This window comes from Collinsella ihumii, assembly GCF_900046475.1.
GTDB classification, from domain to species: Bacteria; Actinomycetota; Coriobacteriia; order Coriobacteriales; family Coriobacteriaceae; genus Collinsella; species Collinsella ihumii.
The window spans coordinates 401,294-417,802 of the sequence record NZ_FCOU01000003.1; the positions used below are offsets into that span (position 1 = coordinate 401,294).

The window sequence follows — 16,509 nt, forward strand, 5'->3', positions numbered from 1 at the left end:
GTCAGGCACCCTGCTTGCCCTGCATGCGCGCGAGGGAATCGGCCAGGATCGCGGGGTTGTTGACGCCGAAGTCGCCCAGGCGCTCGGGGTCCTTCTGGATATCGCCCATGAGCTCCTGCAGCGAGCCGTATTCGTCGACGATCTTCTCGGCCACACCGTCGCGCACCACCGACACGCGCGAAAGGGTGCGCAGGCCGAGCGGCGTCATGACGGAATCCTCATCTAGGTCGTCGAAACCGAGCGCGTCGGCGACGCGCGCGGGATTGGAGAGCTCCTCGGGCGTCATGGAGCTGAAGCGCTCGCGGATGCGGCGCGCGTTCTCCTCCGACGAATCGCTCGCGTAGTCGCGGATCATGAGGTCGTATTCGGTATCCATGCTCTCGCCGGCGAGCTGCTCCATCTGCATCTGGACCAGCTTGCCCTGGTTGCCGAGCTTGACGATGCAGCTGCGAAGCTCCTCTTTGGCCTGCTGCATGATTTCGAAGCTCGAGAAGATGCCGGTGATGTCGGCGAGCGTGACGTAGTCGTCCAGCTCAAGGGCGGTCAGGCGGACCAGCGATTTGTCGAGCGAGGCGCGCGTGGTCTGCAGCGTGGCGATGAGCTGGTTGACCGAGCTCATGATGATGCCGACGGGCTGGATCTCGTAGGCCTTGCCCTTGACGTAGACGTTCACCACCGAACGGCGGGACGACACCGAGATCATGATGGCGTCGGTCAGCACGCTCATGCGGGCGGCCGTGCGATGGCGCATGCCCGTCTCGCTCGTGGTGATGGAGGAATCCGGATTGAGATGGAAGTTGGCGCGCAGGATATGCGACAGGTCCTCGTCGATCACGACCGCACCGTCCATCTTGGAAAGCTCGAACAGGCGGTTGGAGGTAAACGAGATGTTCAGCGGAAAGCCGTCGTTGCCGGCGGCGAGCACGTTTTCGGTATCGCCGACGCAGATCAGGGCGCCGAGATGCCCGGCGATGATCATGTCGAGGGCGGTCCTGATGGGCTGACCGGGAGCGGTCAGCCTGATGGCCTGGTCCATGCGCTTTTGAATCTCGTTTTTATCCAATGTGCTACTCCATCTGCTCGCATTCTCAGTCATGCAAATATTTTCTCATGGATACCACCGCTTTGCGACAACGTTTTACAAAGTTAAACAGAAAAATGTCACCGCCAAGGTCGCTGCAGAGTTTCAACCTCAGTGCAACAATCCCTCCCTATCTTCCAACCGGACACCAAGACCGAAGCGCGGAGCCGCGCCGGCTCAGGTATTATCTGCATCTCCCCTATGACGCAAAACTGACGTCCCGTTTCCGCGCGGCCTCAATCAACTTTAGCAGCACAAGGCAAGCAACCCCTTCGACAGGCTGACCTATTATGGATACCATGACGATCCACTTGGAGGAATTCATGGTGAACGAGCCGATGATGTCACTGCGTATCTGGCGCATTCAGTCCGCCCTCTTGATGTCGTTGCCCTATGTCGTCCGAAACATAACCATGCCTGCCCTGCCGTTGCAGATAACTCTTACGCCGCTATCATTGGCACTTATCCTTGTGGCGATCTTTCACGTGGCCGAATGGGATTCGAAGAGCGAGGGCAAGTCCCAGCACGTTTTTCGCACGATTGGCCTAGGTTCAACTGCCGCGTTTCTTGCCGTTGAAATATACGCAGTCATACGCGGCAACGGGTATTTGACCACCGAAACCGCCGTAATCGTTAACCAAGCTCTCAGTGTCGTAGAACTATTGTCTGCGTCACTAGCCCTAACCTGGTGGTGTCTATGCGCCCCAAAAGCCGCCGATAAACGTTCCGGCAACTATGCAACCATATCGCTGGGAATCGGATTCGTGTCCCCTCTGCTTGTGCAGCTCGTCGCTGATGCCCTCAAGGCGTTCTATCCCCCATCGTCCATGGTGCTCTGCTTTTCTTCTGGAGCACTAACTTATGTAATGACATCAATCAGCTCACGTTGGAAAGGGGGCGCGATTCAGCCTCTCGGAGTGATCTCCGGCCTGATCTCGTATCAGATCGTTCGAAGTTTTGTCCTCGGGGAAAATGCGTACTACGGCTTCTACAGCGGAGCAGCATCTCCGCTCTGGTATTGCCAGCCCCTCATTCTCCTTGCCCTCGTGCTGCTGATAATCCACTTTCCGAAAGAAGCATCGGAAGCAGCCGACGAGACCAAAATACCTGACCGCCAGGAAACCGCCATCCCGATTCTTGAAGGCTCATCGGCCTCCCAGCTAAGTGATAGAGAGCGCGCTATCGTTGCTTGTTCCGCTCTCGGATACTCGCAAAAAGACATTGCGTCCATGCTGGGCATCGCCGCTAGCACCGTCTCCACCTATCGCGTGCGCGCGTTCAAGAAGCTTGAGGTCGACAATCTCTCAGAGCTCCAACGTTTGTTAAGGAGCAGAGACGCGGGCTTGTCAATCTCTCAATCCGTCAAGATGATTCCCGACAAGATATCTCCCGATCATCCCTTGAAACGACAGAAGGCATCTCCAATAGCACTACGTATTGGTATTGTTATTATATGTATTATATTCTCTGTCATCGGTGTACCATTTCAGCCCGTTCTCCCTGATGGGACCGTCATATATCAGGCTTCACATATCATCGTATGGACTTTCGCGATGATTGTTCTTATGTATTCGGCACAAATCCAAGTAGGGGATGGCTTACAGGCACCAAGACAGCGTTACGCCGAGCAAACGTCCATGCCAATCCTACTAATCATCGTAGGCATCTCCCTACTCTGGGGATTTCAGATTGGTCAGATTCCCCCTGGAGGGATCACAAGCCTCCTGTCGACGCTCGCTATCAGCTTCATTCCGACAATCATCTATATAGCCTCTCATCCCACCGGGACCTCAATACGTAACTTGGACAGATTGCGCGAGCTACGTGTGCGAGACGGCGTGAGCGCACTCATTTCGATATTCAAAATCGAAATGCTCCAGCTATTCGGCGCCGGACTTGTTCTGGCAAAAGCGCTAACTCCCTATCCGCCTCTATGGACAATTAAACCCATCCTCATTGGCCTCATTGCAATCGCAAGTGCATGGTGGTATGCAACCATCACCAGCTCATGGAGAGACCACTGCACCGACATGGAAACCGGCGATGACCAATTGCTGAAGCTCCTCAAAGAGCATGGAATGGGCGAGCTACAGGCGCTTGTCATACTCGATTGCATCAACGGCGCAAGCATCAAAGAGACTTGCGCCCGCCGTCACACAACGGAAAACACGGTCAAGTCGTATCGGAAACGCGCATATCGCAAATTCGGCGTCAGCTGTGCTTCAGAGCTAAAGGAAACGTTGCGCCGAGAGCTCGAAACTACAAAAGGGTGCACCTTGCACCCCTAATGAAGTGGGAAAATCCGCCCTTCGGTCCCCATAATGAAACTGGCACTGCTTCCTAGAAGCCAGACTGGCTACTGGGAGGTCGAATCTCCCGTAGGAGGCATGCCCAGCTAACGTTGCCAGCTACTCCAAGGGACGTGATGCAGATGAAGAGAATGCTTGATAATCCTTTGGCAATCGTTTTGGGACCGGTCATCCTCATGTGGGCGCTGTTCTTTGCCGTCTCCCTGGTAGTGCGCATCGATGGATATTCTTGGGTCTTTGTTATCGAAGTGATAGCCCTGGCGTTGCAAGCCCTACTTCTCTATCGGCTGTCAGCCCGAATAAGAAACCATGAAGCGCAACTTGCACGCAAGCAACCTTCGGACGGGGCTTCAGGAAAGTTGAAAGCTCTTGCCGTGCTGCTTGTGCTGCTGTTTCTCGCTTCGAACGCGGCTATTCGATTCTTTGGCTCGGAGATGCTGAACCCTGGCATCAGAATGCTCCTAAGAGCAAGCACATTCATGGCGTTCATTCTCCCCTACGGATTCATCTGGACCGCTACACGAGGATCCAAAGAATAGCGAGATCCGCGTTGCAGCCATCCCGCAACCACATTCCATGCAGACCTGAGAGAAAGAGGGTGCCCTCGTTAAGCTGAGGGCACCCTCCGTTTTTGAAATACCTCAGTTAGGCCATCGTGGATACGCCGGTCCCTGCGATTCCGGCGGGTCGGAACGAGGGCGCCCCGCCGCCCGTCGCGATGGGTTGATTGGGGACGTTCATTTTGACCCATCCCTGACGAAGTGACGGTTTCTGCGGAAAGCTCGGGCGAAAGATGCATATTGTTTCGATTGATATACCAAACTACGAGGTAGATAGCTATATCGTTTTGGCTGTTATGCAAAACGCCACAGCTGTTCCCGCAGAAACCGTCACTTCGTTTTCTGCGGGAAGGTGCTGCGGCGGCTGGCGCGACAATTCCTCTGTCTTTTTGTCACGCCGCGACACGACGGGGGCGCCGCCTGAATCGAGAGTACGGTATAGGAACGCCGAGCGATTAAGAGTAGGGTATAGGAACGTTTTTCGCTCGAAAACGTTCCTATACCGTACTCTCGGCGGATCCGCGTTCCTATAGCGTACTCTCGATTCGAAACACCCTTCCGCAGCACAGCACCCGACCAGCCAACGTAGCAAAAACGGCGCCCGCGCAGCCGCAGACGCCGTTCGAAAGGCCGTCGTTATCAGGATCTCGCAGCAGGGAGCCTGCAGGCCGCCCGGCACGCCCCTACGAGCGCGCTCCGGCGCCCCGATGTGTCTAAGAGACAGGCCCAGACCTCGGAGCCCGACCCGTCCTCCATGCCCTCGCTGTCCTGTCTCTTATCCCAACCTCGCTGCGCATCCTACGGCTCGAACGACGCGCCCAGCACGCCGGTCGCCCGCGGGGCCGGAATCTCGCCCGTGCCATGGCTGAAGACGAACTCGTCGTCCACGACATCGGTGAGCACCGTGTCTCCCTCGCGCCACTCGCCCGCCAGCAGCTCCTCGCTCAGAGGATCCTCGATGAGGCGCTGGATGGCGCGGCGCAGCGGACGGGCGCCGTTGGTGAGGTCGGTGCCCTCGGCCACGATCTTGGCGATGGCGGCGTCGGTCAGCACGATGTTCATGCCGTTGGCGATCAGGCGCTGGCGCAGGTCGTCCACGAGAAGCTCGGCGATCTTGGTGAGCGACTCTCCCGCAAGCTTCTGGAAGACCACGATGTCGTCGATACGGTTCAAGAACTCGGGCCTGAACAGGCGCTTGAGCTCGCCCATGGCGCGGCTCTTGATCTCCTTGGCGGAAAGCCCGGTCTCGCCGGTGGTGCCAAAGCCCACGCTCGCGTCCTGCGCGATCTCGCGCGCGCCCACGTTGGACGTCATGATGATCACGGTGTTGCGGAAGTCGACGGTCTTGCCCTGGCCATCGGTCAGGCGGCCCTCGTCGAGCACCTGTAGCAGCACGTTGAAGATGTCCGGGTGCGCCTTCTCGATCTCATCGAACAGCACGACGGAGTACGGATGCCGGCGCACGGCCTTGGTGAGCTGGCCGCCCTCCTCGTGGCCCACGTATCCCGGAGGGCTACCGATGAGCTTGGAGACCTCGTACTCGCTGGCGAACTCGCTCATGTCGAAGCTGATCAGCGCGTCCTTGCTGCCGAACAGGTACTCGGCGAGCGTCTTGGCGAGCTCGGTCTTGCCCGTGCCCGTGGGGCCGAGGAAGATGAACGAGCCGCCCGGGCGGCGCGGGTCCTTGAGCGGCGAGCGCGAGCGGCGGATTGCCTTGGCCACCGCGTGCACCGCCTCGTCCTGGCCGATGATGCGGGTCTTGAGCACGTCTTCGCAGGCGAGCAGGCGACGGGACTCGTCCTCGGTCAACGAGGACACCGGCACGCCCGAGGTCGCGGACACGATGTCGGCGATCTGCGGCACGTCGATGGCAAGCGGGCTCGCGTCCATCTCGGCGTTCCAGGCGGCGCGGGCCTCGGACAGCTCGATCTCGGCGGCGTGCTGCTGCTCCTTGAGCTCGGCGGCGCGGTTCATGTCGTCGTCCTTCGTGGCCGCCTCGACCGCCACCTTGAGCTCGCCGACATGCGCCTCGGCGGTGCGAACCGGCTCGGGGGCGCGATTGGCCGCGATGCGCGCGCGGGCACCGGCCTCGTCGATCAGGTCGATGGCCTTATCGGGCAGGAAACGATCTTGGATGTAGCGGGACGACAGGTTGGCCGCCGCCTCGACTGCCGCGGGCGTGTAGCGCACGTGGTGGTGCTCCTCGTAGCGGGGCAGCAAGGCGTTCAGGATCTTGATGGTGTCCTCGACGCTCGGCTCCTCGACATCGATCGGCTGGAAGCGGCGCTCAAACGCGGGGTCCTTGGTGAGGTACTTGCGGAACTCTTCGGCCGTGGTCGCTCCGATGATCTGGAACGAGCCGCGCGCGAGCACCGGCTTGAGCATGGAGCTCGCGTCGATGGAGCCCTCGGCGGAGCCGGCGCCGATCAGCGTGTGCATCTCATCGATGAACAGGATGATGTCGTCGGCCTCGGTGGCCTCCTGGATGACGTTCTTCAGGCGCTCCTCGAACTCGCCGCGGTACTTGGCGCCCGCGACAAGGCCCGGCAGGTCGAGCGTCCAGATGTTCATGTTGACGAGGTTCTCCGGCACGTCGCCCGAAGCGATCTGCTGGGCCAGACCCTCGACGATGGCCGTTTTGCCCACGCCCGGATCGCCCAGGATCAAGGGGTTGTTCTTGGTGCGGCGGGAAAGGATCTCCATCATGCGGGAGATCTCCTTCTCGCGCCCGATGACCGGGTCGAGCTTGCCCTCGCGCGCCTGCGCGGTGAGGTTCGTGCCGAACTGGGCGAGCGTGCTGGCGTTCGCGTCGTCGGCGCGCGCCGACTCGCCCGAGAAGAACGGCAGGCCCGCGCCGGGACGCCCGGATGCCGAGCCCGCCATGGGGCGCTTGCGCCCCTGGTCCTTCGACGTGAGCTTGTCCACCGCGCCGCGCACCGCGGCCGCGGACACGCCCAGGCGCTGGAGGATGTCCATGCCCATGCCATCGCCCTCGTCGACCACGCCGAGCAGCAGGTGCTCGGTCGACACGTAGGTCTGGTTGTTCTCGCGCGCCAAGCGGAAGGAGCGCTCCATGACCGAGATGACGCGCGGGGTGAACGCGAGCTTGGCGGCCTCCGCGGGCTGCTCCTCATCGGGAACCGTGGTGCGGATCTCCTTGAGCTGCGTCAAGATGTCGTCGTAGCTGATATCGAGGGAGCGCAGCGCCTCCGCGGCGATGCCCTCCTGCTCCTTGGCGAGCGCGAGCAGCAGGTGCTCGGTGCCCACCTTCGTGGAATTCTGTGCCAGCGCTTCCTCCTTGGCCAAGGACATGACGCGCCGTGCACGGTCGGTGAATCGATCTAGCATGCGAATACCTCTTACGTGCTAACACTTGTTCGTTCGACCAGTGTGGTACCCAAAGTTGCACTATCTTAACCGAAACGTGAAATTTTAAAAGAAGCCCGTGGAAACACCGGCTAAAAACTCCTCGACGACATAACGAACGGGGTAATCGGTACCGGTCGCGTCGGCATGGGTTGAAACGAACCCGTCCCCAGCCAACCCGTTATGCGGGCGGGCGGGCGCCCAGATAGGTCGTGGCGAGAGCCGACGCCTCGGTTGCACAGGATATGATCTGCTCCAGCGGAAGACCGGCGGCAAGGCCGGTGACCAGCGCGCCGATGTAGGTGTCTCCGGCACCCGTGGTGTCGACCACCTCGACCTTCGGCGGCACGGATCGAATCGGGCCGCCGTCGCCGAGCACCATGGATCCCTTGGCGCCGAGCGTCAGCGCGACGGTGCGCACGCCCCACGCCCTCATGAGCTCCATCGCGCGAAGCGCGCTCTCGTCGTCCACGGGAGCCGTGCCCGTGATGACCTCGCACTCGGTCTCGTTCAGGCACGCGACGTCGACGTGCCGCCACACCTCGACGGGCAGCTCGCGCGCCGGAGCCGGGTTGAACACCGTGCACATCCCGCGCCGGTGGGCGCACACCAGGGCCGCCAGCGTGGCCGCCACGTCGCACTCCAGCTGGACGAGGAACACCGACCCCGCTCCGTCGCCGCCGACCAGGCCGTCGAGCGCCCGGGCGACCGCATCGGCATCGAGCAGGTGGTTTGCCCCCGGGTCGAGCACGATGCGGTTGTCGCCCTCGCAGCGCGTGATGACCGCCACGCCCGTGGTGGCCCCTTTCGCTTCGGTCACATGCGAGCACCCGACCCCGTCCGCCCGCAGGCCCTCGACGAGCCGCTCGCCGAACACGTCGGCGCCGACTGCCCCGATCATGTCCACCTCGGCGCCCATGCGCGCGGCGGCCGACGCCTGGTTGGCGCCCTTGCCGCCCGCGCCGATGAGGAAATCGCCGCCCGTGATGGTCTCGCCCGCCCGCGGCATCCGCTCGCATGCGATGCTGAGGTCCATGTTGAGGCTGCCGAACACGATGACTCGTCCCATGAGCTGCTCCTAACCGATTGCCTCGATGGCAGAGACGACCAGATTCCAAAACCGTTCGATGTCGAGCCGCAGACCGACCTGCGTATGGCACGCGCGCGCGTCGGGCTCGGGCCCGCGCAGATCCGCCACGGTCATGCCCGCCGTCACGGTGCCGGCGAGCTCGATATCGACCGGGCAGCGCCGCACCTCCATGACGCCGGGGTCGATGACATAGGCCACAGCGCACGGATCGTGCACGGGCGGGTCCGGAAAGGCCCTGTTGGCGCGGTATGCGCGACGGAAGAAATCCATCATGCCGCACACATGGGACGCGATATCGCTGCCCAGCCCGGCGATGCGCCGCTGTACCTCCGGTGTGCACAGCGCCTGATGCGTCACGTCGAGGCCGACCATGGTGAGCGGCCACGCCTCGTGGAACACGATATGCGCCGCCTCGGGATCGGTCGCGATGTTGAACTCGGCGACCGGCGAGGCGTTCCCCTCGTGAACGGCGCCTCCCATGAGCACGACCTCGCGCACCCGCTCGACGATGCGCGGTTCCATGCGCGCTGCGAGCGCGATGTTGGTGAGCGGGCCCAGGGCGACCAGCGTCACCGTGCCCGGCTCGCGCGCCATGACGGTCTCGATGATCCATGCGACGGCATGGCCCTCGTCGAGCGGGCGCACCGGCTCGGGCAGGCGGACGCCGTCAAGGCCCGTCTCCCCGTGGACCTCCGCCGCGACGCGCAGCCGGCGCACCAGGGGACGGGCGCTTCCGGCGTGCACGCAGACATCCCGGGCATGGGCGGCCTCCAGCACCGCGCGCGCGTTGCGTGTCACCTTGGGCAGGCTCTGGTTGCCGCCTACGGTGGTCACGCCGAGCAGGTTGACACGCGGGTCGCCCACCGCGAGCAGGAGCGCCACCGCGTCGTCCTGGCCCGGGTCGCAGTCGATGATGATGTCCTTGGCACCGGCCATCGTATTCCCCTCTCAAAGACATATATAGAGTACTGGTACCCGAATCGCCGGGTCAGGCGCGGATGCATCTGCCGAACGCACCCGTCCCCGATGGCAGATGCCGGCCGCCCTCCGCTGGGCGCAAGACAGGCGTCCGACGGTTTCCCCACGAGATTGTACTGTACCTAAGTAGTTTTGCTGGACCCCCTTTCATTTCAAGCGCAATTGGGTAGCATTTTTCTGTCCCATCGATTCTCAACAGATTATTGAAGGTTTCGTCCGTATGCCCCAGTCCCCTATCTGCTCTTCTCACAAGAACGCCTGCGCGTCCGAGGCCCTACTGCTCGGCCTGGATATCGGATCGACCACGGTCAAAGCGGTCGTCGTCGATCCGACCACGCACGAAGTGCTCTACACGAGCTACGAGCGCCATCACGCCCATCAAGCCGCGTGCGCCGCATCTGCGTTGCGCGCGGTCGCACGCGAGATTCCGGGCAGGAGGTTTCTGCTGGCGGTCACGGGATCGGGCTCGGCCCCCATCGCCGAGGCGTGCGGCGCCCCCTTCGTCCAAGAGGTCGTCGCCGGCGCCAACGCCGTGCAGACCCTGTACCCGCAGGCGCGCACCGTCATCGAGCTCGGCGGCCAGGACGCCAAGATGATCTTCTTCAAGACCGACCCCTATCACGGCACGTCGCGCGTGGACGACATGCGCATGAACGGGACGTGCGCGGGCGGCACGGGCGCGTTCATCGATGAGATCGCCTCGGTGCTGGGCGTCGCCACCGAGCAGTTCGAGTCCCTCGCCTCCCGCGGCACTACGGTCTACGAGATCTCGGGCCGATGCGGCGTCTTCGCAAAGACCGACATCCAGCCGCTGCTCAACCAGGGCGTCGCCAAGGAGGACATCGCCCTGTCGACGTTCCACGCCCTGGTCAAGCAGACGGTCGGCGGACTCGCCCAGGGCCTGGATATCGATCCGCCCGTGGTGTTCCAGGGCGGCCCGCTCACGTTCAACCGCACCCTCGTGCGCGTGTTCGCCGAGCGCCTGGGGCTCGATCCCGACCAGGTCATCATCCCCGAGCATTCCGAGACGATCGTGGCGCGCGGCGCGGCGCTTTGGCTCGCACGCAGCGGAAACGAGAAGGATGCGGGGCTGCCGCGCGAACTCGAGGAGGTCGCGGCCTCCCTCGACGGGATGGCCGAGCACCCCCTGCGCCACCATGCCGCGGTTCCGCCGTTCTTCTCATCCGACGAGGAGCGCCGTGCGTTCGAGGAGCGCTGCGCTCTCAAGCCCATCGAGCCGCCCCGGCTCATCGGCGGCGGCGTGCTGCCGGTCTATATGGGCATCGACGCCGGCAGCACGACCACCAAGCTCGTGCTGCTCGACGAATCCGGCACGCCCATCGACTCGTTCTACGCCTCGAACCAGGGAGAGCCCATCGATGTCGCCCGCGAGGCCATCAACGAGCTTCGCGACCGCTACGCTGCCTGCGGCGTGACGCTCGAGGTGCGCGCGCTGGGCACCACCGGCTACGGCGAGCAGATGTTCGCGCGCGCTTTCGGCGCGGACTACCACACCGTCGAGACGGTCGCGCACGCCCGCGCGGCCCTCGCCTACTGCCCCGACGCGACGTTCATCCTGGACATCGGCGGCCAGGACATGAAGGCGATGTGGGTCGACCGCGGCGTCATCACCGACGTCATCGTCAACGAGGCGTGCTCGTCGGGCTGCGGCTCGTTCCTCGAGAACTTCGCGCGCTCGCTCAAGATCCCGGTCAAGGACATCGCGTCGACGGCCTTCTCGTCCACCAGCCCCGCGGCGCTCGGAAGCCGGTGCACGGTGTTCATGACGAGCAGCGTGATCTCCGAGCAGCGCGACGGCAAGACGCCCGCCGACATCATGGCCGGCCTGTGCCGCTCCATCATCGAGAACGTCTTCACCAAGGTCGTCCGCGTGCCGAACATGGATGCGCTGGGCGAGCACATCGTGGTTCAGGGTGGCACGTTCGCGAACGACGCCGTGCTGCGCGCTTTCGAGCAGTACGTCGGCCGCGAGGTCACGCGCAGCCCCTATCCCGGACTGATGGGCGCGATCGGCGCCGCGCTGCTCGCCAAGGAGCAGCTCGAGGGCGCCCGGGGCGATGCGGCCGAGGAGCCGGTCTCGTCCTTCATCGGGTTCGATGCCGTCCGCGACCTCACCTTCACGCGCGAGGGCAACGTGACCTGCCCGTTCTGCGGAAACCACTGCAACCGCACCATCATCAGCTTCTCGACGGGAGACCGCTACGTGACCGGAAACCGCTGCTCGCGCGGCGAGGTCATCGGCGACCCCCACGACCACGCCGTGCGCGAGCGCGCCAAGCAGGCCGCGGCGGCCATCTCGAACGTCCCCAACCTGTTCGAGGAGCGCACGCGGCTGCTGTTCGCCAAGCGCGACCACAAGCAGATCCTTCCCGACAACGGCATCCGCATCGGCATCCCGCGCGTGCTCGCCATCTGGGACTCGGCGCCCTTCTGGACCGCGCTTCTCGAATCGCTCGGCTTCACCGTCGTGCTCTCCGCCATGAGCTCGCACAAGATGTACGAGCGCGGCCTTTCCGCCGTGAGCTCCGACACCATCTGCTTCCCGGCGAAGCTCGTGCACGGGCACATCCGCGACCTTGCGGACAAGCACGTCAACCGCATCTTCATGCCCATCATCACCACGGTGGCGCCCGAGGGCACCGCCGAGACCGCCGAGTCCATGTGCGCGGTGGTCAAGGGCTACCCCATGGTCATCCGTTCCTCGGATAACCCCGCCAAGCGCTTCGACATCCCCTTCGACTCCCCGCTGTTCCACTGGTACACCGCCGAGGACCGCGAGCACCAGCTCGTGCAGTACCTCGCCTCGACCTTCAATATCCCCGCCGAGGCGACGCACGAGGCCCTGGCGGAAGCCGACCGCGCGCAGGCGGCGTTCTCCGATGAGCTCGAGGCGCGCGGCGCGGAGGTGCTCGAGCAGGTTCAGGAGCGCGGCGGCACCTGCGTGGTCCTGGCGGCGCGCCCCTACCAAACCGACCCGCTGGTCAACCACAACCTGCCGGGCATGTTCATCGAGCAGGGCGTCCCCGTGCTCACCGCGGATTCCGTTCCCGGCATGCGCGAGGTCGACCTCACGCGAAGCCGTCTGGACATCGCCAACAACTACCATGCGCGCATCCTGTCGTGCGCGCTCATCGCCGCGCGCACCGACTGCCTCGAGTTCGCGCAGATCGCGAGCTTCGGCTGCGGCCATGACGCCTACCTGGCAGACGAGGCGGCGCGCCTCATGCACGAGGTCTCGGCCAAACGGCCCCTGCTGCTCAAAGTCGATGAGAGCGCGGCCGAGGGCGCCCTGCGCATCCGCGTCCGCTCCTTCCTGGAGACGACGCGCATCCGCCGCGCCCGCGGCGATGCCGATATGGATGAGGTGCGCGAGCTTCCCGATCCGTATCCCGTCAAGTTCACCCGCGAGGAGCGCGACACCTATACCGTACTCGTGCCCAACACCTCGCATGCGTTCTCGCGCCTCATGGCCGCCGCATTCGCCAAGCAGGGCCTGAAGACGGCTTCGCTGGACCTCGGCCGCGAGAACGCCATCCGCCTGGGCAAGCGCTACGTGCACAACGACATCTGCTTCCCCGCGCAGATCGTGATCGGCGAGGTGCTCGACGCGCTCATGAGCGGGCGCTACGACCTGGACCATACCGCGGTCATGATGGCCAAGTACGTGGGCGACTGCCGCCTTACGCACTATTCGGCCCTGCTGCGCAAGGCGCTCGACGACGCCGGCTTCGCGCAGATTCCCATCGTCACCAACGATACCGCCGACGACCACAACCTGCACCCGGGCATCAAGATGAGCCCCGCCACCGCGCTTCGCATCGCGCACGGCCTGCCGATGATCGACGCGCTCGAAGAGCTGCTGCGCAAGATGCGCCCCTATGAGAAGGAGCCCGGCGCGTCCGATCGCGCCTTCGAGATCGCGCTCGACCACGTGATGGAGGGCATCAAACGGCGCGGCGTGCGCGGAGGGCTCGCCGGCTTCCGCCGCGGCATCCAGGTGATGTCGGAGGTGGAGATCGACCGCTCCCATCCGCGTCCGACCGTGCTGATCGTCGGCGAATACCTGCTCAACTTCCATCCGGGCGCCAACCGCGACATCGAGCTGTACCTGGAGCGCAACGGCTTCGAGGTCATCGAGGCGCGCATGACCGATGTCATCCGCAAGACGTATTTCTACAAGCACGCTCAGGTGCGCGAATACGGCATCCACAAGCCGTTCGCGCAGAAGGCGGAATGGGCGCTGTCCGACGACGTGTTCGAATTCGCCCAGAGCGCGGCCGACCGCATCGCCTGCAAGCACCCGCTCTACGAGCCGCCCGAGCGCATGCCGGAGCTGGTCCGCGCGAGCGACGACATCGTCCATCACACGTTCGACGCGGGCGAGGGCGTGCTCATCCCCGCGGAGATCCTGCACCATGCCGAGCGGGGATGCCGCGCGTTCATCATCTTGCAGCCGTTCGGGTGCCTGCCCAACCACATCGTGGGGCGCGGTATCGTCAAGAGCCTGAAGGAGCGCTATCCCGACGTCTCGATCCTGCCGCTCGACTACGATCCCGACACGAGCCAGGCGAACATCGAGAACCGCCTCCAGATGCTCATCATGGAGGCCCGCGCACAAGGGTAGCCCCATCTGCCCCTTGCGGCAAAAGCCCGCCCGCTTCTCGCCCGACGCCCTCGCGCTGTGCGCGACGGGGTTTTGGACGAGAAGCGGGCGGGCGCCGCGTGAATCGATCGGTGCTTCTCTTAGGACGCCTGAGGCTCCGCCAACACCGTGCCCTCGGGAAACGCACGGCGAAACAGCCGGCGCGCGACGGATCCCGCAACAAGCAGGTTCCACGGCAGCGCGGCGATGAAGTTCCACGGGATGTTCGAGACCCATGCGGACAGGATCATCGCGGGGTTGCCCACGTGGAAAAACGCCTCGAGGGCGCCGTAGAGCGACATGAGCAGGACCATGGGAACCACCATCATGCCGCTGATGGCCAGCGTGATCGCGCGAGGCGAGCTCACGCCCGGCGTCACCAGGAACTTGAAGACGAACCACTTGGCAAAGCGGCTGGCGATGAGGACATCGAGCAGCATCGCGACCAGATACGCAAGCGGGAAGCCCAGCCAGGCGCTCGCCACCGTGCCGGGCCCAAAGTCCCAGCCGTGGACGCGGGCGACGTTGTAGACCGACATCCAGAGCACCATGCAGAAGCACATGATGATGGTGAAGATCAGACTTTCTCGTTTGTTGGTTGGCATGTGTAGGCGTTTCCTTTCTCGACGGATATACCGCAGCTGACCGGCATGAAAAAAAGCCGGCGTACCGATTCGCGCGGGCACGCCAGCTTTACGTATGTTCTATGGGGCAGCTGTGGTACCCACCCTACCAAGTTTTTACCGATCGCGTAAGTGTTTTGATTGTGCAAATCGGGGGACGTACCTTCGGCGTGCACTGTTGCGTGTGGGAAATATATCTTCTACATGTATTTCTACATGTAGAGAATACATCCCCCATGCGCAGAGTGCACGCTGAAGGTACGTCCCCCAATTTGCATTGATCTAGCGCTTGTTGGCCTTTAGGCTCGGCAGGATCGCATCGACCAGGCTCGCCATGGGCATGGTCTGCAGCCACACGGTCCCCGGACCCGTAAGCACCGTGTTGAACACGCCCTCGCCTCCGAACACTAGATTCATTCCGCCCCTGACCGCCTGGATGTCGAGCGTCACGCCCGCCGTGAACCCCAGCACGTTGCCCGTGTTGACGACAAGCTGCTCGCCGGCAGCAAGCTCATAGCTCACAAGATCGCCGTCGACCTCGATGAACGCCGTGCCGCACCCCGATAGGCGCTGCATGATGAACCCCTCGCCGCCAAAGAAGCCTCCGCCGATGCGCTGGTTCACATGCATGGACAGCTCGACGCCCATCTCCGATGCGAGAAAGCCCATCTTCTGCACGATGAACTCGCGTCCGGGCGCGATGGCGATGGGGACGATGCGACCGGGAAAACTGGATCCAAAGGCCACCTTGCCCGGCCGTGTGGCGGTATACACGTTTTGGAAGATGCTCTCGCCGGTCAGCACGCGCTCGAACACGCCGCCGATATCTCCGGTCTTGGTGGCCATATCGATCCACGAATCCATCCACACCATGGACCCGCGCTCGGTCTTCATCTGCTCTCCCGGCCCCAGATGGCACACGACCACCGGATATGCCTTGCTCACGATCTCGTACTGCATCGTCCACCTCCGCAATAACACTATGAACTGCTATTCAGTTCATATTTTGTTTTGCTAGTATAGACTATTAGTACACTATTTCATATTGTCGTAGTTCTTCTTTTCGTTATTTATATATTCATATCGCTCCAACGTTGCCTTTCGCACAGCCAGTGCCGGCCATGAACCTCCGATGTTCAATATGTGGTTGGGAGGGTACGCACAGCCGATCGAACCCGATATAGTGGGCGTGCCAGCACCTCCGTTGCCAACCGAAAGGAACATCATGGATATCAAGGCTATCGCCGATCAGGTTATGGGAGCTTTGGGCAACAGCCCCGAAGCCATCAAGGATTTCATCGCCGACCCTGCGGCGGCCATCGAGGGCATTACGGGCAACAAGCTCGAAGGCGCCGACCTCGCAGGCGTCGTCGACCAGATCAAGGAGACCGTCATGGGCGGGGACTTCCAGCTCCCCGAGGGGCTCGATTTGGGCAATCTCGATCTGAGCGGCATCGCCGGCAATCTGGGCGGCATGCTCGAGAACTCCCCGCTGTCAGGAATCGCCGAGGGGCTGGGCAGCCTGTTCGGCAAGAAATAATCTCGCTGAGAGTCGAAAAGCCTACATGAGCGATGCCGGCCGCAGCTCCCCGCGTCGGATGCCGCCCCGGCCGCGCCCCTCTCCGGGCGTAAGTGGCTAGAAATTTCTGTTTTGCTGTCAGCCGGGCGCGGCCGAGATGTCCGGAGGAGCCGTCTTGGCTGTATTGACCATTTGGGAAGTCGGTTTCCGATCCACCAGACCCCCGAATCGGACGTTGCCGGGGAGAAATCGATGCCGGCGACGGGCTCCCGACCCCTCCATCCCGGCTCGGCGACAGCAAAACAGAAATTTCTAGCCAC

Annotated in this window: 10 protein-coding genes; 4 read left to right on the plus strand and 6 right to left on the minus strand. The window is 63.0% G+C overall.

Annotation, left to right across the window (positions count from 1 at the left end; translation table 11 throughout):
* Position 1: 1 nt before the first annotated feature.
* Positions 2-1,036, minus strand: coding sequence for a DNA integrity scanning diadenylate cyclase DisA (gene disA / locus BN3789_RS03030; protein WP_411431520.1), 1,035 nt, complete (start codon positions 1,034-1,036; stop codon positions 2-4).
* A 368-nt stretch (positions 1,037-1,404) separates the two neighbouring features.
* Here disA and BN3789_RS03035 point away from each other — a divergent pair, with 368 nt between their 5' ends.
* Both BN3789_RS03035 and BN3789_RS03040 read left to right on the plus strand, forming a co-directional pair.
* Positions 1,405-3,369, plus strand: coding sequence for a LuxR C-terminal-related transcriptional regulator (locus tag BN3789_RS03035; RefSeq protein WP_161938969.1), 1,965 nt, complete (start codon positions 1,405-1,407; stop codon positions 3,367-3,369).
* A 143-nt stretch (positions 3,370-3,512) separates the two neighbouring features.
* Positions 3,513-3,929 carry a hypothetical protein gene (locus BN3789_RS03040; protein WP_161938970.1) on the plus strand — a complete coding sequence of 139 codons (417 nt, stop codon included), beginning with the start codon at positions 3,513-3,515 and terminating at the stop codon, positions 3,927-3,929.
* A gap of 819 nt (positions 3,930-4,748) precedes the next feature.
* Here the strand turns inward: BN3789_RS03040 and BN3789_RS03045 are convergent.
* The 3 genes from BN3789_RS03045 to uriH form a co-directional block, all read right to left on the minus strand.
* Positions 4,749-7,298: an ATP-dependent Clp protease ATP-binding subunit gene (locus tag BN3789_RS03045; RefSeq protein WP_079989049.1), complete on the minus strand. Its 2,550-nt coding sequence runs from the start codon at positions 7,296-7,298 to the stop codon at positions 4,749-4,751.
* 199 nt (positions 7,299-7,497) lie between these two features.
* Positions 7,498-8,385 (minus strand): ribokinase, encoded by an 888-nt coding sequence (locus BN3789_RS03050; protein ID WP_066829749.1) that lies wholly within the window; start codon positions 8,383-8,385, stop codon positions 7,498-7,500.
* 9 nt (positions 8,386-8,394) lie between these two features.
* Positions 8,395-9,342, minus strand: coding sequence for a uridine-preferring nucleoside hydrolase UriH (uriH, locus tag BN3789_RS03055; RefSeq protein ID WP_066829753.1), 948 nt, complete (start codon positions 9,340-9,342; stop codon positions 8,395-8,397).
* A gap of 262 nt (positions 9,343-9,604) precedes the next feature.
* Here uriH and BN3789_RS03060 point away from each other — a divergent pair, with 262 nt between their 5' ends.
* A complete protein-coding gene (locus BN3789_RS03060; RefSeq protein WP_066829756.1) occupies positions 9,605-14,029 on the plus strand; it encodes an acyl-CoA dehydratase activase in 4,425 nt (1,474 codons plus the stop codon).
* Positions 14,030-14,148: 119 nt separating this feature from the next.
* Here BN3789_RS03060 and BN3789_RS03065 read toward each other — a convergent pair whose 3' ends face one another.
* A complete protein-coding gene (locus BN3789_RS03065; RefSeq protein ID WP_066829758.1) occupies positions 14,149-14,652 on the minus strand; it encodes a DUF2798 domain-containing protein in 504 nt (167 codons plus the stop codon).
* A 300-nt stretch (positions 14,653-14,952) separates the two neighbouring features.
* Positions 14,953-15,630 (minus strand): TIGR00266 family protein, encoded by a 678-nt coding sequence (locus BN3789_RS03070; protein WP_066829760.1) that lies wholly within the window; start codon positions 15,628-15,630, stop codon positions 14,953-14,955.
* Positions 15,631-15,895: 265 nt separating this feature from the next.
* Here BN3789_RS03070 and BN3789_RS03075 point away from each other — a divergent pair, with 265 nt between their 5' ends.
* Positions 15,896-16,210 carry a hypothetical protein gene (locus BN3789_RS03075; protein WP_066829763.1) on the plus strand — a complete coding sequence of 105 codons (315 nt, stop codon included), beginning with the start codon at positions 15,896-15,898 and terminating at the stop codon, positions 16,208-16,210.
* Positions 16,211-16,509: the final 299 nt, after the last annotated feature.